The sequence below is a fragment of the Streptomyces sp. JJ36 genome (assembly GCF_021696945.1).
Classification (GTDB): domain Bacteria; phylum Actinomycetota; class Actinomycetes; order Streptomycetales; family Streptomycetaceae; genus Streptomyces.
Genome location: NZ_JACYHE010000080.1, coordinates 1 through 19,675, shown reverse-complemented (window position 1 = coordinate 19,675; position 19,675 = coordinate 1). Strand labels below are relative to the sequence as shown.

16 protein-coding genes and 1 pseudogene are annotated in these 19,675 nt (G+C 75.2%); 2 read left to right on the top strand and 15 right to left on the bottom strand.

Annotation, left to right across the window (positions count from 1 at the left end):
- Positions 1–42: 42 nt before the first annotated feature.
- From HOY81_RS23120 to HOY81_RS23070, 11 genes are all read right to left on the bottom strand, one after another.
- Positions 43–765 (bottom strand): S9 family peptidase, encoded by a 723-nt coding sequence (locus HOY81_RS23120; RefSeq protein ID WP_237322599.1) that lies wholly within the window; start codon positions 763–765, stop codon positions 43–45.
- Positions 762–2,111 (bottom strand): kynureninase, encoded by a 1,350-nt coding sequence (gene kynU, locus HOY81_RS23115; RefSeq protein ID WP_237322597.1) that lies wholly within the window; start codon positions 2,109–2,111, stop codon positions 762–764. The genes HOY81_RS23120 and kynU overlap by 4 nt, the downstream gene beginning before the upstream one ends.
- Positions 2,104–3,042: a tryptophan 2,3-dioxygenase family protein gene (locus HOY81_RS23110; protein WP_237322595.1), complete on the bottom strand. Its 939-nt coding sequence runs from the start codon at positions 3,040–3,042 to the stop codon at positions 2,104–2,106. Before HOY81_RS23110 ends, kynU begins: the two co-directional genes overlap by 8 nt.
- Positions 3,043–3,293: 251 nt before the next feature.
- On the bottom strand, positions 3,294–3,707 hold the full coding sequence (locus HOY81_RS23105; protein WP_237322592.1) for a DUF3151 domain-containing protein: 414 nt from the start codon (positions 3,705–3,707) through the stop codon (positions 3,294–3,296).
- A 248-nt stretch (positions 3,708–3,955) separates the two neighbouring features.
- Positions 3,956–4,978: a class II fructose-bisphosphate aldolase gene (fbaA, locus tag HOY81_RS23100; protein ID WP_237322590.1), complete on the bottom strand. Its 1,023-nt coding sequence runs from the start codon at positions 4,976–4,978 to the stop codon at positions 3,956–3,958.
- 190 nt (positions 4,979–5,168) lie between these two features.
- Positions 5,169–5,708 carry an orotate phosphoribosyltransferase gene (locus HOY81_RS23095; RefSeq protein WP_237322588.1) on the bottom strand — a complete coding sequence of 180 codons (540 nt, stop codon included), beginning with the start codon at positions 5,706–5,708 and terminating at the stop codon, positions 5,169–5,171.
- Positions 5,709–5,775: 67 nt separating this feature from the next.
- Positions 5,776–6,591 carry an aldose 1-epimerase gene (locus tag HOY81_RS23090; RefSeq protein ID WP_237322586.1) on the bottom strand — a complete coding sequence of 272 codons (816 nt, stop codon included), beginning with the start codon at positions 6,589–6,591 and terminating at the stop codon, positions 5,776–5,778.
- A gap of 209 nt (positions 6,592–6,800) precedes the next feature.
- The gene (locus HOY81_RS23085) at positions 6,801–7,994 is read right to left on the bottom strand and encodes an SRPBCC domain-containing protein (protein ID WP_237322584.1); all 1,194 of its coding nucleotides are present in this window, start codon (positions 7,992–7,994) and stop codon (positions 6,801–6,803) included.
- A 138-nt stretch (positions 7,995–8,132) separates the two neighbouring features.
- Positions 8,133–9,770: a polyamine aminopropyltransferase gene (locus HOY81_RS23080; RefSeq protein ID WP_237322582.1), complete on the bottom strand. Its 1,638-nt coding sequence runs from the start codon at positions 9,768–9,770 to the stop codon at positions 8,133–8,135.
- Positions 9,771–9,956: 186 nt separating this feature from the next.
- A complete protein-coding gene (locus tag HOY81_RS23075; RefSeq protein ID WP_237322580.1) occupies positions 9,957–10,520 on the bottom strand; it encodes a DUF2617 family protein in 564 nt (187 codons plus the stop codon).
- Between the two features lie 322 nt (positions 10,521–10,842).
- Complete coding sequence (locus HOY81_RS23070; protein WP_237322579.1) at positions 10,843–12,138, bottom strand: ThiF family adenylyltransferase; 1,296 nt, start codon at positions 12,136–12,138, stop codon at positions 10,843–10,845.
- A 358-nt stretch (positions 12,139–12,496) separates the two neighbouring features.
- On the opposite strand from HOY81_RS23070, the gene HOY81_RS23065 reads away from it, so the two are divergent.
- A complete protein-coding gene (locus HOY81_RS23065; protein ID WP_237322577.1) occupies positions 12,497–13,870 on the top strand; it encodes a M14 family zinc carboxypeptidase in 1,374 nt (457 codons plus the stop codon).
- Between the two features lie 76 nt (positions 13,871–13,946).
- Here HOY81_RS23065 and HOY81_RS23060 read toward each other — a convergent pair whose 3' ends face one another.
- Positions 13,947–14,192 carry a hypothetical protein gene (locus HOY81_RS23060; protein ID WP_272893194.1) on the bottom strand — a complete coding sequence of 82 codons (246 nt, stop codon included), beginning with the start codon at positions 14,190–14,192 and terminating at the stop codon, positions 13,947–13,949.
- A 235-nt stretch (positions 14,193–14,427) separates the two neighbouring features.
- On the opposite strand from HOY81_RS23060, the gene HOY81_RS23050 reads away from it, so the two are divergent.
- A complete protein-coding gene (locus HOY81_RS23050; RefSeq protein ID WP_237322576.1) occupies positions 14,428–15,642 on the top strand; it encodes a pyridoxal phosphate-dependent aminotransferase in 1,215 nt (404 codons plus the stop codon).
- 110 nt (positions 15,643–15,752) lie between these two features.
- Here HOY81_RS23050 and HOY81_RS23045 read toward each other — a convergent pair whose 3' ends face one another.
- The 3 genes and pseudogenes from HOY81_RS23045 to HOY81_RS23035 form a co-directional block, all read right to left on the bottom strand.
- Positions 15,753–16,289, bottom strand: coding sequence for a YbjN domain-containing protein (locus HOY81_RS23045; RefSeq protein WP_237322575.1), 537 nt, complete (start codon positions 16,287–16,289; stop codon positions 15,753–15,755).
- Positions 16,290–16,646: 357 nt separating this feature from the next.
- A complete protein-coding gene (gene clpB / locus HOY81_RS23040) occupies positions 16,647–19,241 on the bottom strand; it encodes an ATP-dependent chaperone ClpB (protein ID WP_237322609.1) in 2,595 nt (864 codons plus the stop codon).
- A gap of 116 nt (positions 19,242–19,357) precedes the next feature.
- Positions 19,358–19,675 (bottom strand): annotated as a pseudogene (locus HOY81_RS23035) (hypothetical protein); the annotation flags it as partial.

Here is a 19,675-nt window from a genome sequence, read left to right as displayed (position 1 = left end):
ACGGGCCCCGGCCGGCGGCCGGGCACACGGCTCCGGCCCGGGTCAGCGGAGGGCGTCGAGGAGGACGCCGAAGGCCGGGGTGCCGGGCGTGAGGGGGGCGAAGTGGCCGGTGCCGGAGAGCAGGTGGAGCCGGGCGCCCCAGTCGTTGGCGTAGCGGCGGGAGAGCTCCACCGGGACGTCCGGGTCGGCGGTGCCGTGCAGGATCTCGACCGGGACCCGCGGGAAGAGCCGCATCGGATCCGCCTCCGGGAGGCGCGCGGCCACCTGCTCGGGGCCGCCGAGGAAGGCGGCCACCGCGCCGTCGCTCAGCCGGAGTTCGTGGGCGCGCCGCAGGTCGGCGACGGGGGCGACGGCGAGCACCCGGGCCGTGGCCGCCTGTTCCCGCTTCCAGGCGGCCCAGAGCGCGAGCTGCCCGCCGGCGGAGTGGCCGAGCAGCACGTGCGGCGGCCCGCCGAGGTGGTCGAGGGCCGCGTCGACGTCCTCGGCCGTCTGCGGCCAGCCGCCGTCGCCGCCGACCCGCCGGTACTCGACGAGGTCCACGGCGTAGCCGTGCCCGGCGAGGGCACCGGCCAGCGGGGCGAGGTGGGTGCGGTCGTACGCCTCGCGCCAGAAGCCGCCGTGCAGCACCGTGACGCGCGGCCCGCCGTCGGGGGCGTACCGGTCGATCACCTGTGACGGATGCGGCCCGTAGCGCTCGGTGCGGTCCGGCACGGCCGGGTCCAGCCCGGCCAGCGCCTCCCACTCCCGGCCGACGCCCTCGGTCAAGCGGTGTCCTCCTCGGGTGCGTTCCGTGCCGCGGCCCCCGGTGTCCCGCGCAGCACGTCGCCGAGCGTACGGGCCGCCCGTTCGGTGTCCGCGAAGGAGGTGTAGAGCGGGGTGAAGCCGAAGCGCAGCACGTCGGGGCGGCGGTGGTCACCGACGACGCCCCGCGCGATCAGCTCCCGCATCACGTCCTCCGCACCGGCGCACCGCAGCGAGACCTGGCTGCCGCGGCGGTGGTGCGCGGCGGGCGTCACGGACTGCACGGTGCCCTCGGGGGCGTACGCCTCGACACACCGCAGGAAGAAGTCCGTGAGCGCCAGGCTCTTGGCCCGTACGGCGTCCAGGTCGACGCCCTCCCACACCGTGAGCGCCTCCTCCAGCGCCAGCAGCGAGAGGATGTCCGGGGTGCCGACCCGGCCGCGCACGGCCCCGGCGGCGGGTTCGTAGGCGGGGACCATGGCGAAGGGGTCGGCGTGCGAGTTCCAGCCGGGGAGCGGGGTGTCGAAGCCGGGCTGCAGCTCGTCGCGCACGTAGAGGAAGGCGGGCGCGCCCGGGCCGCCGTTGAGGTACTTGTAGGTGCAGCCGACGGCCAGGTCCACGCCGTGCGCGTCCAGGCCGACCGGCAGCGCGCCCGCGCTGTGGCACAGGTCCCAGACGACGCGGGCGCCCGCCCGGTGCACGGCGGCGGTGAGGCCGGGCAGGTCGTGGAGTTCGCCGGTGCGGTAGTCGACGTGGTTGAGCAGGGCGACCGCGGTGCGCGGGCCGGCCGCGGCGGCCGTCTCGTGGACCGGTACGGGCCGTACGGTGCAGCCGGTGAGGCGGGCGGCGGAGGCGGTGACGTACCCGTCGGTGGGGAAGGTGGCCTCGTCGACGAGGATCTCGGTGCGGTCCGGGGACTCCCGCTGGGCGAGGCGGACCCCGGCGATCACCGCCTTGAAGACGTTGACGCTGGTCGAGTCGGAGACGGTGATCTGCCCCGGGGCGGCGCCGGCCAGCGGCGCGATGCGGTCGCCGACCCGCTCCGGCGCCTCCCACCAGCCGGCCTCCGTCCAGGAACGGATGCGCAGCTCGCCCCACTCGCGGGCGACCACCTCGGCGAGCCGGCCGGGCACGGAGCGGGGGAGGGCGCCGAGCGAGTTGCCGTCCAGGTAGACGGTGTCGTCGTCGAGCACGAAGGCGGCGCGGTGGGCGGCGAGGGGATCGGCGGCGTCGCGTTCGGCCGCCTCGGCGGCGGGGGTACGGCCCGCCGGCGCGGGGGCGGGCGCGGCGGCCGCGGGGGTCTGCGGGGTGCCGTCCGGGGTGCCGGGGACGGCCGCGGACTCGGGGGCGGAGGTGCGCGGCTCAGACATGGCTGCGCGCCGTCCACAGCTCGGGGAAGACGTTCTTGGCCGCGCGCTTCTCCAGCCACGCCACCCCGGCGGAGCCGCCGGTGCCGGTCTTGGAGCCCATGGCCCGGCGGGTGGCGACCAGGTGGTCGTTGCGCCAGCGCCAGACCAGCTCCGCGACCTCGGTCAGCGCCTCGCCGAGCCGCACCACCGCGGCGGTGCCGGCGTCGGCCGGCCGGTCCGGGTCGTCCGCTGCGGCGCCCTCCGCGGCGTAGGCGCGGACCCAGACCGCCTCGACGCCGGGGTCCGGCTCGTAGCGGGCGCTGACGTCGCGGTGCAGCACCTGCTCGGGCACGTCCTCGCCGCGCCGGGCGAGGTACCGCAGCACCTCGTCGTAGAGGCTGGGCTCGTGCAGCGCCTTCTCCAGTTCGGCGTGGACGCGGGGCGCGCCGCGGTGCGGCACCAGCATCGAGGCCGACTTCTCGCCGAGCAGGAACTCCATGCGCCGGTACATCGCCGACTGGAAGCCGGAGCCGTCGCCGAGGGCCGAGCGGTAGGCGTTGAACTGGGCGGGGGTGAGGTGGGCCAGCGGCTCCCAGGAGGCGTTGAGCGACTGCAGCTCGTAGGTGGAGCGCTTGAGGGCGGCCAGCGCGCCGCGCAGGTCGTCCTGCCGCAGGGACTGGGCGGCGGTCTGCCACTCGTGCACGATCACGGTGAACCACAGCTCCATGACCTGCGTGGTCACCAGGAAGACCATCTCGCCCGGGTCGTCCGAGAGCGGGTGCTGGAGGTGGGTGAGGACGTCTGCCCGTACGTAGTCCTCGTAGGGCGTGGTGCCGGCGAAGTCCAGGTGGGGGGCCTGGTCGCCGGGGGTGTCCCCGGTGCCGGGACGGCCCTCCGGGGCGGGGTTCCGCGGGGCGTCCGGGGCCCCGGGAGCATGGGTGTCGTGCGACATCGCTGTCTCCTCGACGTGGCGTCCGGGTAGCGGTCCGCTCCTCTCCCGTCGACGGTGGAGCCCCGGTCCCCTCGGACCCGCGGCACGCTGAGCCGGTCCGGGTCCACGGACATCATCGGGGAACGGAGGCGAGCGCGACAAGTGCGGGCCCGCCGCCCGCGGCGCCGCCGGGCCTGCCGGGGGCCGTACCGCCCCGGCGCCGCACGCGGGCGCCGGGGCCGGGAGGCGTCAGGAGAGCGCCGGGTGAGCCGTCAGGAGAGGGTCGCCGCAGCCGTGGGCGAGCTCTCCTTGAGGAAGGTCGTGCAGCGCTCGTGCTCGTCCTTCTCCCCGATCGCCCCGGCCGCCCGTGCCAGGGCGTGCAGGGCGCGCAGGAAGCCGCGGTTCGGCTCGTGCTCGAAGGGCACCGGGCCGTGGCCCTTCCAGCCGTTGCGGCGCAGCGCGTCCAGGCCGCGGTGGTAGCCCGTACGGGCGTAGGCGTAGGACTCCACGACCCGGCCGGCCGCGAAGGCGTCGTCGGCGAGCTGCGCCCACGCCAGGGACGAGGTCGGGTGCTTCGCCGCGACCTCCGCCGGCGCGGTCCCGGAGGCGAGCAGCTCGCGCGGCTCGGGGTCGTCGGGCAGGTGGGTCGGGGGCGGGCCCCCGAGCAGGTTCTCGTGAACGGTCATGTCTCCAGTTTCGCAGGACCGGCGAGCCGCGCGAGAGCGCGCGGGCCACGAGGCGCTCGCGCCCCGCGCACGTTCCGGTCCGGGCACCCCGCCCGGCCCGGGACGCGCCGGGGCCCGGCACCGCACGGTGGCGGGTGCCGGGCCCCGGGGTGGCGAGCGGGTCGCGCGCTCAGGCGGGCGTGCGCGGGACCGCGACGCCGGGCGTCATGGGCGCCGCGGGCGTCACCAGCGCACGGGCGCCGCGGGCGTCACGCGAGCTTCGTGCCCGTGGAACGCAGGTTGGTGCAGGCGAGCTGCACGCGCTCGGCCATGCTCTTCTCCGCGGCCTTGCCCCAGCTCCGCGGGTCGTAGGTCTTCTTGTTGCCGACCTCGCCGTCGACCTTCAGCACGCCGTCGTAGTTGCGGAACATGTGGTCCGCGACAGGACGGGTGAAGGCGTACTGGGTGTCGGTGTCCAGGTTCATCTTCACCACGCCGTTCTCCAGCGCGGTGGCGATCTCCTGGTCGGTGGAGCCGGAGCCGCCGTGGAAGACGAAGTCGAACGGCTCCTGCTTGCCGAACTTCGCGGCGACGCCGTCCTGCAGGTCGCGCAGCAGCTCGGGGCGGAGCACCACGTTGCCCGGCTTGTAGACGCCGTGCACGTTGCCGAAGGAGGCGGCCAGCAGGTAACGGCCCTTCTCGCCCAGGCCCAGGGCCTCCGCGGTGCGCAGCGCGTCGTCGACGGTGGTGTAGAGCTCGTCGTTGATCTCGTGGGTGACGCCGTCCTCCTCGCCGCCGGTCGGGGTGATCTCGACCTCCAGGACGATCTTCGCGGCGGCGGCCTCGGCCAGCAGCTCCTGACCGATCTCCAGGTTGTCCTTGAGGTTCTCGGCGGAGCCGTCCCACATGTGGGACTGGAAGAGCGGGTTCCGGCCGGCCGCGACCCGCTCCTTGGAGACGGCCAGCAGCGGCCGTACATAGCCGTCCAGCTTGTCCTTCGGGCAGTGGTCGGTGTGCAGGGCGATGTTGACCGGGTACTTCTCGGCGACGATGTGGGCGAACTCGGCCAGCGCGACGGCGCCGGTCACCATGTCCTTGCTGTACTGGCCGCCCAGGAACTCCGCACCACCGGTGGAGATCTGGATGATGCCGTCGCTCTCCGCCTCGGCGAAGCCGCGCAGGGCGGCGTGCAGCGTCTGGGACGAGGTGACGTTGATCGCCGGGTAGGCGAACCTGCCGGCCTTCGCCCGGTCGAGCATCTCGTTGTAGACCTCGGGGGTTGCGATGGGCATCTGTCACTCCTTGTGATGAGCCGGTGTGCGGGGGCCCTGACCCGGGCCTGAGCATGAGGGCGACGTCATCGTCGCCCCCATCTTCCCAGACGGCCGCCGATGCTCCAGCCCCCGTGGGCACGGCCCGGCGGGCGTGAGGGTTTCACGTGAAACTACGCGGTGTGACCACCCGGCGGCCGTGGGGGCCGGCTCAGGAGAGGGCGAGGTCGGCCAGGTCGTAGGCGTGGACGTAGGGAATGCCCGCGCGCTCCATCGCCTCGGCCGCGCCGCGCTCCACGATGGTCGCGACGGCGACCACCTCGGCCCCCGCCTCCCGCGCCGCCTCCACGGCGGTGAGCGGCGACTTCCCGGTGGTGGAGGTGTCCTCGACGATCAGCACCCGGCGGCCGGCGACGTCCGGCCCCTCGATCCGCCGCTGGAGCCCGTGGGCCTTGCCCGCCTTCCGCACGACGAAGGCGTCCAGCTTCCGCCCGCGTGCGGCGGCCGCGTGCAGCATGGCGGAGGCGACCGGGTCCGCGCCCAGGGTGAGCCCGCCGACCGCGTCGTACTCCAGATGCGCGGTGGCGTCCAGCATGACCTGGCCGGTGAGCGGGGCGGAGGCGCCGTCCAGGGTGACCCGGCGCAGGTCGATGTAGAAGTCGGCCTCCATGCCGGAGGAGAGGGTCACCCGGCCGTGCACCACGGCCTTGTCCTTGATCTGCCGCAGCAGCTCCGCACGCGTGTCGTCCATGGCCACGAGCCTAGACGAGGCCCCGGGAGCGGCCCGGACGCCCCGGGTGCCGGGGCGTCCGGGGGCGTCACAGGTGCCGCCACGTCCAGCTCGTGCTCATCTCCAGCGGCTCGATCGGCGTGACGAAGCGGGGCAGCGTGTTCAGCCCGTTGGGCGGTCCCGACTGTGGCTCGACGCAGACGGCCTCGGGCTGCCGGTCGTAGAGCACCACCCACTCGGCCCGGCTGCCGACCTTCAGCTCCAGCTCCCCCGGCCACGTCAGGGTGACGTCCACGCCCTGCGGCATGCCGAAGCAGTCGTCCCAGGGGCCGGGCTGCGGGGCGATGCGCCGGCCGGTGGGCAGGTGGTCGGCGCCGCGCTCCTCCTGCCACTCGGGATCGAAGTCGATCCGCACGTCCTCGCCGCCGAGGTTCCGCAGGAACCAGGGGTGCCAGCCCGCCTGTGCGGGGAAGGACACGTCCGCGGTCTCCACACCGAGCGTGAGGGTCAGCCCGGAGCCGTCCTCGGCGAGTTCCACCACCTGGGTGACCCGGCCCTCCCACGGCCACGGGTCCGTCAGGGCGACCGTGAAGGCCGCGGACCGCTCGTCCGCCCGCACCGTTCGCCAGGGGATGTGCCGGACCGTGCCGTGCATGGCGTGCGGGGCGGCGCCGGGGTGCACGGGGAGCTGGAGCAGGTCGCCGCCGTTCCGGAACCGGCCGTGGTCCGTACGCCCGCACCACGGGGCCATGACGAAGCAGCCGTGGCGCTCGCCCTGCCGCAACAGCTCCGTGCCGCGGAGCCGGAGGGAGGCGAGGCGGCATCCGTTCCGTGGCTCGACGACCAGCTCGGCGTCGGCGGCCTGCAGTTTCACGGCGTCGTCGGAGGCGGAAGGCTGAGTCATATCCGTGACGGTACGCCATCTGCCGTGCACGGCACGCGGGGCGGGCCCCGCCCGGTGGGCTCCTCCGGACCCCCGCTGCGGGCCTGCTGCGGGCCCGGACGCGTGCGGGCCCTCGACGCGGTCCCGGACCGCTCGGCTGGCCGGTCCGGTGCCGGTCCGGCGCGGGCAGCGGCGCCCGTACCGGTGCCGGCGTGCCGTCGGCGGAACCGTCAGCGGCGGCGGCGCAGCGCGCGGGAGAGCACCACGGCTCCGGCGAGGGCCAGCGCGGCGGCCGGTGCGGCCCAGCGCAGTGTCTCGCCCGCCGTGCCGGCCTCCGGCGGCGGCTCGGGGGCGTAGCGCCCGCGCGGCGGCGCGTGGTCGACCTCCTCCGCGCTGCGCCCGATCATGGTGCGCCGCGCATGGGCGGCCTCGGCACCGGACCGTTCGTCGTCCGTGCCCTCGGCCGGGACGTCGGCGGCCTCGGGGCCGCCCTCGCTGAGCGGGTCGAGGGAGGGCGGCGGGATCTCGGCCTCGAAGAGCCGGGAACCCTCCGGTTCGTCACCGCCCTCGTCGCCGCCCGCGCCGGCGGCCGGGGAGCCGTCGTGCTCGGCCGGGCCCTCCCCGGGGGCGGACTGACCCCGTCCAGGGGGCTGCTCGCCGCCGCCCGGGGCGGCGTCCCCGGGGGCGTCCTCCCGGGCCGTGTCGTCGTCGGCGGGCCGCTTCCGGTCCTTGCCGGCGGTGCCGCGGTTGTCGCGCTCGCCCTTCTCCGGGCCGGGGATGTTGGGGATCGCGGGGTCGTTGTCGTCCGGTTCGCCGAGGCCGGCGGCCTGGCGGGCGTCGATGTGGAGCTCGTCCTCGTCCCGGCCCGCGTCCCGGCCCGCGGTGTCCCCGGCGTCCGCCGGCTCCGGTGCCTCCACGCCGGGTGCCGCGCCGTCCCCGCCCGCCTGCTCGGGGCCGCCGTCCGGGCCGGCGCCGGTGGGCGGCTCCTCGCGTACGCTCTCCGCCAGTGCGGCGCAGAAACGGTCCAGCAGACGGCGGCCGGCCGAGGCCGCCGCCTTGTCCTCCACGTCGGCGAGGCGGCCGTCCCCGGTGACCTTCCCGGCGAAGACCAGCCGGGTGCCGGTGCCGTCCGGGCCGGTCCGCGGCTGGGCCCTGAGGGTGAGCTTCACCGTGCCGCTGCCGCGCACCTCCTCGCCGGAGGCCTTCACGGAGAAGCCGTCGCCGACCGGCGTCACGGTCAGCCGGCCGCGGTAGGTGATGGTGGAACCGCCGGCACGCACCCGCAGGCGGCCCCGCAGGCCCGTGCCCCCGGCGGAGCCGGCGTCGAGCTGGAGACCAGGCACGCAGCGCCCCACCCGCTCCCGCTCGGCGAGCGCCGCCCGCACCGACTCGACGGACAACGGAACGTACACCTCGTGCTCCATGGGCCGAGCGTACCCACCGGACCCCCCGGGGGTGACCCGTCCGGCGGATTCACCACCGGGCGTCACCGCTTCGCCACACTGCGCGCTCGTCGGCGGGCTCCGGTGCCGGGGCGGCACGTTCCCGGGCCCGGCGCCGGGTCACCCCACGAAACGCGGCCGCATCAGCGTGGAGGCCGGTGGCGCGCCCCGCGGCCGGGCGCGGTCCGCCCGGGCCACGGCGGACCGCAGGGCGCCCGGGCTCAGCGCGCCGAGGCGGGGCCGCTGCACGCGCGGGCCGAGCCGCACGGGTGGCGTTCCCGGGCCGCGGTGCGCGAGCACGAAACCCCAGTCGCGCGGGCCCGGCCCGTCCCCGCCGGTCCGGGTCCGGCCGGGGCCGGGCGTCCGCCCGGAGACCCGGCCGGACACGGTGTACGGGGTGGTGCGCAGCCCGGCGGCCCGCAGGGTCGCCTCCACGGTCCAGAAGTCCCGCGGTCGCGCGGTGAGCGAGCCGGCGTGCACCACGAGCCGCCCGTCCGGGGCCAGGGCCCGGGCCACCAGTCCGTGGAACTCGCGGCTGTAGAACCTGGTCACCGTGGAGATCCGGGGGTCCGGCAGGTCGCAGACGACCACGTCGTACGGCGCGGCTCCGGCCGGGCGGTCCCGGAGCCGGCGGAAGGCGTCGCCGGTCACCACCCGTACCCGGGGGTCGCGGTGGGCGTTCCGGTTGAGGCGGGTCAGCACCGGGTCGGTGCGGCCGAGCGCGACGACGCCGGGGTCGCGGGCGACCAGGGTCACCTCCCGCACCCCGGGCCGGTCCAGGATCTCCCGCAGCACCAGCCCGTCGCCCGCGCCGAGCACCAGCACCCTGCCGGACGGGCCGCCCGTCAGCGCCGGGTGCACCAGGGCCTCGTGGTAGCGCTCCTCGTCCGCCGAGGAGAGGCGGAGGCGTCCGTCGACGAAGAGCTCCAGCAGGTGGGTGCCGCTGCCGCGGCGGCCGCCGGCCCCGGTCCGGCCGGTGAGCACCACCCGGTGCATGCCGGTGTCCACGGCGACCCGGACGTCCGCGCCGTACACCGCGCGCTGCGCGGCGCGCTCGAACGGCCCGACGCAGAACCCGGCGAGCACCAGCAGGGCGAGCACCCCGGCGTTCACGGCGAGCAGCGCCCACCGGCCGCGCGCGGTCAGGTCGCGGCGGAACAGCCACAGCACGACCACGCCGCCGGCCAGCGCGTTCACCACGCCGGTGAGCAGGGTGCCGGTCAACTGGCCGAAGAACGGCAGCAGCAGGAAGGGGAAGGCGAGGCCGCCCGCGAGTGCGCCCACGTAGTCGGCGGCGAAGAGGTCCGCGACGGCCACCCCCGCGTCCTGCGCGCGGATGCGCTGGATCAGCGTCATCAGCAGCGGCATCTCGGCACCGATGAGCACGCCGATGACGGCCGCGACGAGGACCAGCGCCGCGGAGGACGCGCCGAACCAGGCCCAGGCGGCGTACAGCGCCATCGCGGAGCCTCCCCCGGCCAGCGCCAGCAGGGCCTCGATCACGCCGAAGCCGACGGCGGCGCAGCAGCGCAGACGTTTCGCCAGCAGCGAGCCGACGCCCATCGCGAAGACCATCACGGAGAGCACGACGGACGCATGGGTGACCGAGTCGCCGACCAGGTACGAGGCGAGGGCGACCAGCTCGAGCTCGTACACCAGCCCGCAGGCGGCACAGACGAAGACCGAGAGGAGCACGACGCCCCGCCCCACGCCGGCCGGTACGGGCAGCCGGGCCGGTCTGGCGGGCCGCTCGGTCATGCTACGCACGCTAGGTGACGCCCCCGGGCACCTTGTTCACTCGCCCGGGTGAATTCGCGCCCCACGGCGCCCCGCGAGTCCCGCACCACCCGTGCACCCGTGGCCCCGTGCACACGCCGCCGCACACCACCCGTCCGTCCGCACCGCAGGTCCCGCCGAAGCGCCCGGCAGCCCACCGCCCGCGTCTCAGGCCAGCGCTCTCTCCGAGTGCCGGTCCCGGCCCACCGGACTCCGCGGGCGACGGACACGGCCGCCCACCCGGGTGCGGGTGGAGACCAGCCGGTGCTCCTGCGGATAGGAGTGCCAGGTCCGCCACTGGACCTGGTTCCGGGTGTCCCGCTGGACCAGCAGTGCGGTGAAGGCGTGCGGGTTCCCGGGGAAGGTCCCGGCGAGCCCGTGGGGATGGTCGGCCACCAGCGCCAGCAACTCCTGCGCACGGCCGCGGAACGAGCCGGGCGACAGGGTCTCGACGCGGGCGGCGAACTCGTATTCCCAGTCGCCGAGTTGTTTCGACACGCCGACCGGGAGCGGCGAGCTGCTGCCCGGCATGCAGGCGACGGTCTCCGAACATCCGCCGTAGGTCTCGTCCAGCAGCACCTGATGCGAGGCACCGAGGAGCCGCAACTGCACTTTGGCCCCCGAGAGTTCGAGATCCAGCGAGGCGAGCGCGGGCAGCGGCTCGCGCCCCAGCGCCCACGCGAGGTCACCCGCGCGGGTGTCGCTGTAGGCGGTCTTGAGAGTGGTGAGCATGGGTCGGCTCCGCAAGACGCAGTGGAGTGGGATCTGGGGGGTGAGAATCACCGAATCACGCAATGCGCCATGGACACAGCGTTTTTGCCCAACCGTGTCCGGGTTCCATCCGCGCGGGGGCAGGGGTGGTCACCTGTTCAACTCGCCTGCGCACCAAGGGAGTACCGAGCTCCCGTGCCCCCCGCCGGCACCGTGACTCAGCAGCGGCCACCCCCGTCGCAGCCGTCCCCTGTTTCCCGCGCGAACGACAGGCCGGGCAGGAACGGCGGCACGGCTCTCCCCGGTCGATGGACGGCACACGGCTTCCCGCCACGGGGCGGGGTCAGGACACAGGCTTCCCCGGCCCGGCCGGGTCGAATCCCCCGGCCACGCCCGCCCCGCAGGCCGGGCAGTCGGCACGCCGCCCGAACCGCTCGGTCACCTGGTCCTCCGGAGCCATCAGATTGACCCCCGTACGGAAGCCCGGCTCCACCGGCGGGGCGCCGGTCAGCAGGGTGAGCGCGGCGTGCGCGAGCAGGCTGCCGGAGAGCCCGGCGGTCACCGCGTTCACCGGGTTCCAGGGCATGCGCGGCGAGGCGGCCGACTCGTCCTGCCCGGGCCCGAGCCGGAGGTCACGGCGATCGGCCTCCGCCGCGTGGTGACACTCCCAGCAGGCGCCCCGGCCCGGCACGTGCAGGCCGACCGTGACCAGCGGGCCGCGGTAGCCCGCGTCCACCCAGGACACGCCGGCCGCCAGGCAGGCGCGGTTGGCCCAGCGCCGGATCTCCGGCGGCTGGTCGGCGGCGAGCACCAGCAGGTCGTAGCCGGATCCGGTGCCGGGCGGGACGGCCGCGCCCGCCCCCTGCCCCGCGCCCGCGCCGTTCGCCGCTTCCGCGCCGTCGCCCGCGCCCCCCGGACCCGCGCCGTCGCCCGCGTCCCCCGGACCCGCGCCGTCGTCCGCCGGGTCCGCCCCGGCCAGCAGCCCGGCGAGATCGGCCGCGCTGCCGACCGCGCCGCGGTGCCCGGTGACGGTCACCTCGGAGTTGAGCGCCCGCAGCGAGGCGAGCGCGACGGCGACCTTGGGCAGCCCGATGTCCGCCTCGCGGAACAGGAGCTGACGGTTGAGATTGGAGAGCTCCACCTCGTCCGGGTCCACACAGTGCAGCCTCCCCACCCCGGAGGCCACCAGGGCCTGCGCGGCCGCGCCACCGGTGCCGCCCAGCCCGATCAGCAGCACCCGGGCGGCCCGTAACCGCTCCTGCAGCTCCCAGGCGCCCGCCCGCGGCGTCAGGTCCATCCAGCGCAGCAGCGTCACCCCGCGCCCGTACCGCTCCCGCTCGCGGGGCGAGAACCCCGGACCGGCCGCGGCCGCCGCGTCCTCCAGGAACCCCGCCTCCAGCAGGGTCTGCATCGCCTCCCGCAGCTCCGCCTCCGCCCGCTCCGGATGCCGCAGCGCGACCGCGGCCACCGCCTCCCGTACGCTCCGGGTGCCGTCCAGCGCCTGGGTGAGAGTCCATATCCAGCCCTCCGGATCGGAGACTTCCGCTCCGATTCCGTACACCACACTGCCGATCCGCACATTGCCGTCCGCCGTCCGGTACGGCCGGTGTTCCGGCTTCACCCGAGGCCTGGCCAGCATTTCTATCGTCACCGACATACGTCTGCCCTTCGCTCCCCGCCCCGGCTTCCGGCGCGTCCAGAACCCGCCTTGACACTGTGCGGTGTACATGAAGTACTGACAAGGCCCTTATGCACGTCCTCATTCAGCGTGGAAGGAGCGTCGATGCCGCAGAAGATGGAAATACGCCCGCTGGAAAAGAAGGAGACCACCGGGCTGAGCAACAGCGGCGGCACCTGAGCGACCGCGCCACCGCACCGGCAATCGCCCTGGCCACCCACCGTGGGAGCCGCGTTCCGGCGGCTCCCACGGCGTGCGTTCCGCCCGGTGCCCAGCCATCGCGTCGCCCCGACCGCCCACCCGGGAGAGAGCCAGACCCGTGCCGTCCTCCTCCGCCGCGGAGCCCAGCGGCCCCCGTACCGGACCCACCGGCCACCGCCCCTCCTTCCACCCCTATCCCTCGCTCCACGAGCTGTACGCGGCCGCCCGCGCGCTCGCCGACCGCCACCCCGGCCACTGCGCGCTGCGGCCCGTGGGGAGATCCCGGCAGGGCACGGAGCTGCTGCTGCTCTCCGTCACCCCCGACGCGCAGGCCCCGCCCGCGGCCGCCGCCGCCCGCCACGTCCTGGTCGTCGCCGGACCGCACGCCAACGAGCGCGTCGGCGGCGCCACCGTGCTCCACCTCGCCGAACGGGCCCTGCGGGACCCGGCGCTGCGCGCCCGGCAGGACGCCGGCTGGCATTTCCTGCTCTGTCTCGACCCGGACGGCACGCGGCTCAACGAAAACGCCGTGCCGCACCCGCCGACCGTCCTCGACGGCCACCGCGTCTTCTTCCGGCCGACCGGTACGGAACAGCCCGAATGGGCCCCGTCGCTCGGTACGAGCGGAAACAGGTTGCCGGAAAGCCGCGCGCTCGAGAATGTCGTCGAAGAAATCCGGCCATTTCTGCAGTGCTCACTGCACGGGCACGACGTGGGCGGCGCCTGGGTCCAGTCGACCCGGCACATCCCCGGGCTCACGGAACCGTTCATGAAGTCCACCGCGGACCTCGGGATTCCGGTCGAAATCAGCAACATCGACACGCTCTACTGGAAATCCGCGGGCCCCGGGGTCTTCGTCCTGCCGGAGTTCGGGCCCGGCGCCGCGACGCCCCCGGCCACCCTCTTCGAGGACGTGCCGCGGTCCACCTGGTACTACCCGCACCGGCACGGCGGGACCACCCTGGTCGTCGAAGCGCCGATGTGGATGTCCTGGTCCGTCGGGGACGGCACCCCGGTACCCGACCCGCGGCACACCGTCGCCGTTCGCGCCGGGCGGCTCCGCGGCCGCGGGCTGCGGGTGGCCGCGCTGCTCGACGGCGCCCGCCCGCTGGTGCCGCCCGGACACCCCGCGGACGCCCTGCTGCGCGGCGCCGAGGCCGCCGCCGGGGTCTGCCCCCCGATGGCCGACGAATGGATGCGGCTCTCCGCGGAACCGGCCGGCTGGCCGGTCGCGCCGCTCACCGCGGGGCAGGCCGCCTCGCTGGACGCCGTCACCTGGCGCATCCCGCTACGGGCCGCCGCCATGGTGCACACGGCGCTGGACGGCGTCCCCGGGCGGGAGGCGGCGGGGCTGCGCGACGAACTGGACCGCCTGGTGCGGCGGTGGAGCGGCGCCTTCGAGGAGGAGTTCGAGGCGCGCTGGGTGCCGGTGGACGACCAGGTGCGGCACCAGGCGCGCATGGTCGTCGCGGGCTTCGAACTCCTCGTGTGACCCCGGGCCCGGGGCCCGGAGGACTCGCCGTCCCCCGGGCCCCGGTCCACTGCGCACCCGGCCCACCGGCGGCCGGTCAGCAGCCGCCACCCCCGCCACCCCCGCCGCCGTCGCCGCCTCCACCGAAGCCGCCGCCGTCGAAACCGCCTCCTCCGCCGCCGTCGAAGCTGCCGCCGTCGGACCCGCCGGCGTCGCCGCTCCCCCTGCCCGGGACGTATCCGCCGCCGGCCCGGCCGCCGCTCCCGTCTGCACTGGCCTGCGCGACCACCAGGAAGAAGACCACCAGGCCCCCCACGACCAGGAACACCACCGCTACTGACATCGTGACCCCCCTTAACGCGTGCGCCCGCACTGTCCGTCCTTGAAGACGTATCGCCCGTGAGAAGCGGTTGCACACCGGAGTTGAGGAAGACCAGAGCCTGTTGCGGAGGCCCGCGCTCCGGACGGCGCGGCGGCCGGACCGCGCCCGGCCCCCGCGAGGCCCCCGCGCCCGGCGCCCGCCACGCGCCGCGCGCCACCCCGCGCCGGTGTTGTCCCGGCCCGCGCCTTCCCGCAGGATGTGCGCCATGACCGCCTCCACGGAACCGGCCACGGACGGACGCCCCCTGCTCAACCGCCGGCTCGCCGAGTTCGGCACCACGATCTTCGCGGAGATGTCCGCACTGGCCCAGCGCACCGGCGCGCTCAACCTGGGCCAGGGCTTCCCGGACACGGACGGCCCCGAGGAGGTGCGGGAGGCCGCCGTACGGGCGCTGCGGGACGGCCGCGGGAACCAGTACCCGCCCGGGCCCGGCGTCCCCGAGCTGCGGCAGGCCGTCGCCGCACACCAGGAGCGGTTCTACGGACACCTCGGCCTGGGCTGGGACCCGGACCGCGAGGTGCTGGTGACCGCCGGTGCCACCGAGGCGATCGCGGCCGCGCTGCTGGGCCTGCTGGAGCCCGGCGACGAGGTGATCGCCCTGGAGCCGTACTACGACTCGTACGCCGCGGGGATCGCCATGGCCGGCGGCACCCGGGTGCCGGTGACGCTGCGGCCCGGCGCGGACGGCGCCTACCACCTGGACCTGGACGAACTCCGGGACGCCGTCACCCCGCGCACCCGGCTGATCCTGCTGAACACCCCGCACAACCCCACCGGCACCGTGCTCCGCCGCGAGGAGCTGGCCGCGATCGCGGAGCTCTGCCACGAGCGGGACCTGCTGGCCGTCACCGACGAGGTCTACGAGCACCTGGTCTTCGACGGCGAGCATCTGCCGCTGGCGTCCTTCCCCGGCATGCGGGAGCGGACCGTCAGCATCAGCAGCGCGGGCAAGACGTTCTCCTTCACCGGCTGGAAGGTCGGCTGGGTGACGGCCCCGCCGGAGCTGCTGACGGCGGTGCGGTCCGCCAAGCAGTACCTCACCTACGTCTCCGCGGGGCCCTTCCAGTACGCCGTCGCGGAGGCGCTCCGGCTGCCGGAGTCCTACTACACCGGTCTCCGCGACGACCTGCGGGACAAGCGCGACCTGCTCTCCGCGGGCCTCGCGGAGGCGGGCTTCCGGGTCCACCGGCCCGCCGGCACGTACTTCGTCACCGCGGACATCCGCCCGCTGGGCGGCACCGCCGACGGCCTGGACTTCTGCCTCGGCCTGCCCGAACGCTGCGGCGTGGTGGCGGTGCCCACCCAGGTCTTCTACGACCACCGGGAGGAGGGCGCCTCCCTGGTCCGTTTCGCCTTCTGCAAGCGCCGGGAGGTGCTGAAGGAGGCGGTGGCCCGCCTCCAGGCCCGCTGACCGGCCGCTGACCGCCGCCCGGGGCGGGCGGGGGCCGCACAGGCAGGCACCCCCGGGCCCGCGGGGGCGGGTCCGGGGGCGCCGGGTGGGGCTCGGTGCCGCCGGAGGAGTCAGCCCTCCGGCGGGCCGGAGTCGGGGCCGGACTCGGCGTCCTTCTCCAGGCCGAGCTGGTCCACGAGCCACTTGTCGAACTCGATGGAGGCGCGCACCCAGCTCACGGTGCTGGAGATGAAGTGCTCCAGCGAGACGCCCATGCCGATCATCATCTGGGCCTCGCCGACGAGCCGGACGGTGCCGTCGTCGTGCGTGTGGCTGTAGACCTTCGGCCAGAGGGTGCGGCGGTTCCAGTCGTCGATGGCCTCGAGGAGCGCCGGCTTGTCGTCGATGCCGTGCGGCCGGTCGTAGAACGTACGGACCGAGAAGACCTGCTGGTCCTGCTCACCGCGGAACATGAAGTAGGTGCGGAACTGCTCCCACGGCGCGGCGAGGTCGCCCTCGTCATCGACGACGTATTTCAGCTCCATCTGGTCGAGGAGCTGCTTGACCAGGTCCTGGTCGGGCACGACAGGCCCGGCCGGACCGCTCTCTTGCTGCGGATCGGGCTGCTGGCCCCCGAAATTCGGAATCGAGGACGGGTCGATGCTCACCGTGGATTTCCCTTCATACGGATATCGCCATCCTCCCTCATGACGGCCCGGGGCCCGCAACCCCGGAAGCGGCCCGTCGGAGTGACGACCGGGTGGGAGAAGGGCCGGGTGACCGGTGGCTCCGTGCGGGCGCCGGGTGCGTGCTGCCGGTCACCGTGCGCAGGGCCGTACGGGCGGCGGCCGGCGCCCGTACGGACGGCCCCCGGCCGCCGGGGTGCGGCCCGGCGCCACGGGAGCAGCCCGGGCGCGCCGGAGACGCCCGGTACGGCCCGGGTGCGCCGGGGACGGGCCCGGGGCAGCCCCGGGCCCACGGATGAGCCCGTGGTGCGCGGGGCCGCCCGGGCCCGGGGCCGCCCGTCAGTCGCGTACGGCCCCCACGGCGAGCCCGTCGCCGTCCGGAGCCCGGTCGACGCGCACCGTGTCGCCGTCCCGTACCTCCCCGGAGAGGATCTCCCGGGCCAGCCGGTCGCCGATCGCCGTCTGCACCAGCCGGCGCAGCGGGCGGGCACCGTAGGCGGGGTCGTTGCCCTCGGTGGCGAGCCAGGCCAGCGCGTCGGGGGCGACCTCCAGGGTGAGCCGCCGGTCGGCGAGGCGCCGCTGGAGTGCCTCCACCTGGAGCCGGGCGATGCTGCTCAGCTCGTCCGGGGAGAGGGCGGAGAAGACGACCAGGTCGTCCAGCCGGTTCAGGAACTCGGGGCGGAAGGCGGACCGCACCGCGGCCAGCACCTTCTCCCGCTTCTCCTCGGGCTTCTCCAGGGGGTCCATCAGGTGCTGGCTGCCGAGGTTGGAGGTGAGCACCAGGATGGTGTTGCGGAAGTCGACCGTGCGGCCCTGCCCGTCGGTGAGCCGGCCGTCGTCCAGCACCTGGAGGAGGATGTCGAAGACCTCGTGGTGCGCCTTCTCCACCTCGTCCAGCAGGATCACGCTGTACGGGCGCCGCCGCACGGCCTCGGTGAGCTGGCCGCCCTCCTCGTAGCCGACGTAGCCGGGCGGGGCGCCGACCAGCCGGGCGACCGAGTGCTTCTCGCTGTACTCGCTCATGTCGATGCGGACCATGGCCCGCTCGTCGTCGAAGAGGAAGTCCGCCAGCGCCTTGGCCAGCTCCGTCTTGCCGACGCCGGTCGGCCCGAGGAAGAGGAAGGAGCCGGTGGGCCGGTCCGGGTCGGCGACCCCGGCGCGGCTGCGGCGCACCGCGTCGGAGACCGCCTGCACGGCCTCGGTCTGGCCGATGAGGCGCCGGCCGAGCTCCTCCTCCATCCGGAGCAGCTTCTGGGTCTCGCCCTCCAGCAGCCGGCCTGCCGGGATGCCCGTCCAGGAGGCGACGACGTCGGCGATGTCGTCGGTGCCGACCTCGTCCTTGACCATGGTGTCCTTGGCCGCCTCCTCCTCGGCGGCGGAGGCCTCGTCCAGCTCGCGTTCCAGGGTGGGGATCTCGCCGTAGAGGAGCTGGGAGGCGGCCTCGAAGTCGCCGTCCCGCTGGGCGCGCTCGGCGCGGCCGCGGAGCTCGTCGAGGCGCTCCTTGAGTTCGCCGACGCGGTTCAGGCCCTGCTTCTCCTTCTCCCAGCGGGCGGTGAGGCCGCGCAGCTCCTCCTCGCGGTCGGCGAGCTCCCGGCGGATGCGCTCCAGCCGTTCGACGGAGCCGGGGTCGGTCTCGTTGGCCAGCGCCAGCTCCTCCATCTTCAGCCGGTCGACGGCGCGCTGCAGCTCGTCGATCTCGACCGGGGAGGAGTCGATCTCCATGCGCAGCCGGGAGGCCGCCTCGTCCACCAGGTCGATGGCCTTGTCGGGGAGGAAGCGGGAGGTGATGTAGCGGTCGGAGAGGGAGGCGGCGGCGACCAGGGCGCCGTCGGAGATCTGCACCTTGTGGTGGGCCTCGTAGCGCCCCTTGAGCCCGCGCAGGATGGCGATGGAGTCCGCGACGGTCGGCTCGGCCACCAGCACCTGCTGGAAGCGGCGCTCCAGCGCCGGGTCCTTCTCGATCCGCTCGCGGTACTCGTCGAGGGTGGTGGCGCCGACCATCCGCAGCTCGCCGCGGGCCAGCATGGGCTTGAGCATGTTGCCCGCGTCCATGGCGGAGTCGCCGCCCGCGCCGGCGCCGACGACCGTGTGCAGCTCGTCGATGAAGGTGATGATCTGCCCCTCGCTCGACTTGATCTCGGAGAGCACCGTCTTGAGCCGCTCCTCGAACTCGCCGCGGTACTTCGCGCCGGCCACCATCGCGCCGATGTCCAGCGCGACCAGCCGCTTGTCCTTCAGCGACTCGGGGACGTCGCCCTTCACGATGCGCTGGGCCAGGCCCTCCACGACGGCGGTCTTGCCGACGCCGGGCTCGCCGATGAGCACCGGGTTGTTCTTGGTGCGCCGGGAGAGGACCTGCACGACGCGCCGGATCTCCTGGTCCCGGCCGATGACCGGGTCGAGCTTGCCCTCGCGGGCGGCGGCGGTGAAGTCGGTGCCGAACTTCTCCAGCGCCTTGTACGTGCCCTCGGGGTCCGGGGTGGTCACGCGGCGGCCGCCGCGCACCCGCTCGAACGCCTCCAGCAGCCGCTTGTCCGTGGCGCCCTGCTCGGCCAGCAGCTCGCCGGTGCGGTCGCCCTTGGCGGCGATGCCGACGAGCAGGTGTTCGGTGGAGACGTAGGCGTCGCCGAGGTCCTTGGCGCGCTGCGAGGCGTCGGCGATCACGGCGAGCAGCGCCCGGTCGGGCTGCGGCCGGGAGACGGTCGAGCCCTGCACCCGGGGCAGGCCGGCGAGCTGCCGCTCGGCGCCCGAGCGCAGCGCGGCCTGGTCGGCGTCGACGGCGGCGATCAGGTCCTGGATGTTCTCGTTCTCCTCGCCCTCCAGCAGGGCGAGGAGCAGATGGGCCGGGGTGATGTCCGGGTGACCGTCGGTGACGGCCCGGTCGTTGGCCGCGCTGATCGCGTCCCGGCTCCTGTTGGTCAGCTCGGCGTCCACGGTCGTGCGCTCCTCCTCCTGCTCGGGGTCGCGCCGGGCGGCGGTGCCGCCCGTCTGCGTGCGTCCGGATGGGTTGCCATATCCAGCGTACAACAAGTTGAGTCGGAAGCACTCAACTATGCGTCGTGACGCTGGGTGAGCAGGGTGAGCAGCAGCGCGACGACGGCCACGCCGACGCCGAGCGCCGAGGCGAGTGCGGTACGGCGGCTGCCACCGGGTGCCCCCGGGTCCCCCTTTGCCTCCGGTGGCCCACCGTCGTCTCCGCCCGCGCCGCCGGCCGCCGGGCCGGGCCCGGTGGCCGGGCTGCCCGTCAGCCGCCGGCCGGCCGCCCCGCCGGGTCGCGGGCTGTCTGGCGGCCGCCCCGTACGGGACGGCCGTGCCCGGGGCCCGTACGGGGCGGCCGTGCCCGGCGCGGTCGGCAGGCTGCCGCGCCC

What these genes read in the sequence shown, in the direction of transcription:
- kynU (WP_237322597.1), bottom strand. Translation starts at nt 2,111, where the DNA reads ATGTCTGAGCCGCGCACCTCCGCCCCCGAGTCCGCGGCCGTCCCCGGC.
- HOY81_RS23080 (WP_237322582.1), bottom strand. Translation starts at nt 9,770, where the DNA reads ATGACCGAGCGGCCCGCCAGACCGGCCCGGCTGCCCGTACCGGCCGGC.
- HOY81_RS23075 (WP_237322580.1), bottom strand. Translation starts at nt 10,520, where the DNA reads ATGCTCACCACTCTCAAGACCGCCTACAGCGACACCCGCGCGGGTGAC.
- HOY81_RS23085 (WP_237322584.1), bottom strand. Translation starts at nt 7,994, where the DNA reads ATGGAGCACGAGGTGTACGTTCCGTTGTCCGTCGAGTCGGTGCGGGCG.
- HOY81_RS23050 (WP_237322576.1), top strand. Translation starts at nt 14,428, where the DNA reads ATGTGCGCCATGACCGCCTCCACGGAACCGGCCACGGACGGACGCCCC.
- HOY81_RS23110 (WP_237322595.1), bottom strand. Translation starts at nt 3,042, where the DNA reads ATGTCGCACGACACCCATGCTCCCGGGGCCCCGGACGCCCCGCGGAAC.
- HOY81_RS23105 (WP_237322592.1), bottom strand. Translation starts at nt 3,707, where the DNA reads ATGACCGTTCACGAGAACCTGCTCGGGGGCCCGCCCCCGACCCACCTG.
- HOY81_RS23095 (WP_237322588.1), bottom strand. Translation starts at nt 5,708, where the DNA reads ATGGACGACACGCGTGCGGAGCTGCTGCGGCAGATCAAGGACAAGGCC.
- HOY81_RS23070 (WP_237322579.1), bottom strand. Translation starts at nt 12,138, where the DNA reads ATGCTGGCCAGGCCTCGGGTGAAGCCGGAACACCGGCCGTACCGGACG.
- fbaA (WP_237322590.1), bottom strand. Translation starts at nt 4,978, where the DNA reads ATGCCCATCGCAACCCCCGAGGTCTACAACGAGATGCTCGACCGGGCG.
- HOY81_RS23060 (WP_272893194.1), bottom strand. Translation starts at nt 14,192, where the DNA reads ATGTCAGTAGCGGTGGTGTTCCTGGTCGTGGGGGGCCTGGTGGTCTTC.
- HOY81_RS23090 (WP_237322586.1), bottom strand. Translation starts at nt 6,591, where the DNA reads ATGACTCAGCCTTCCGCCTCCGACGACGCCGTGAAACTGCAGGCCGCC.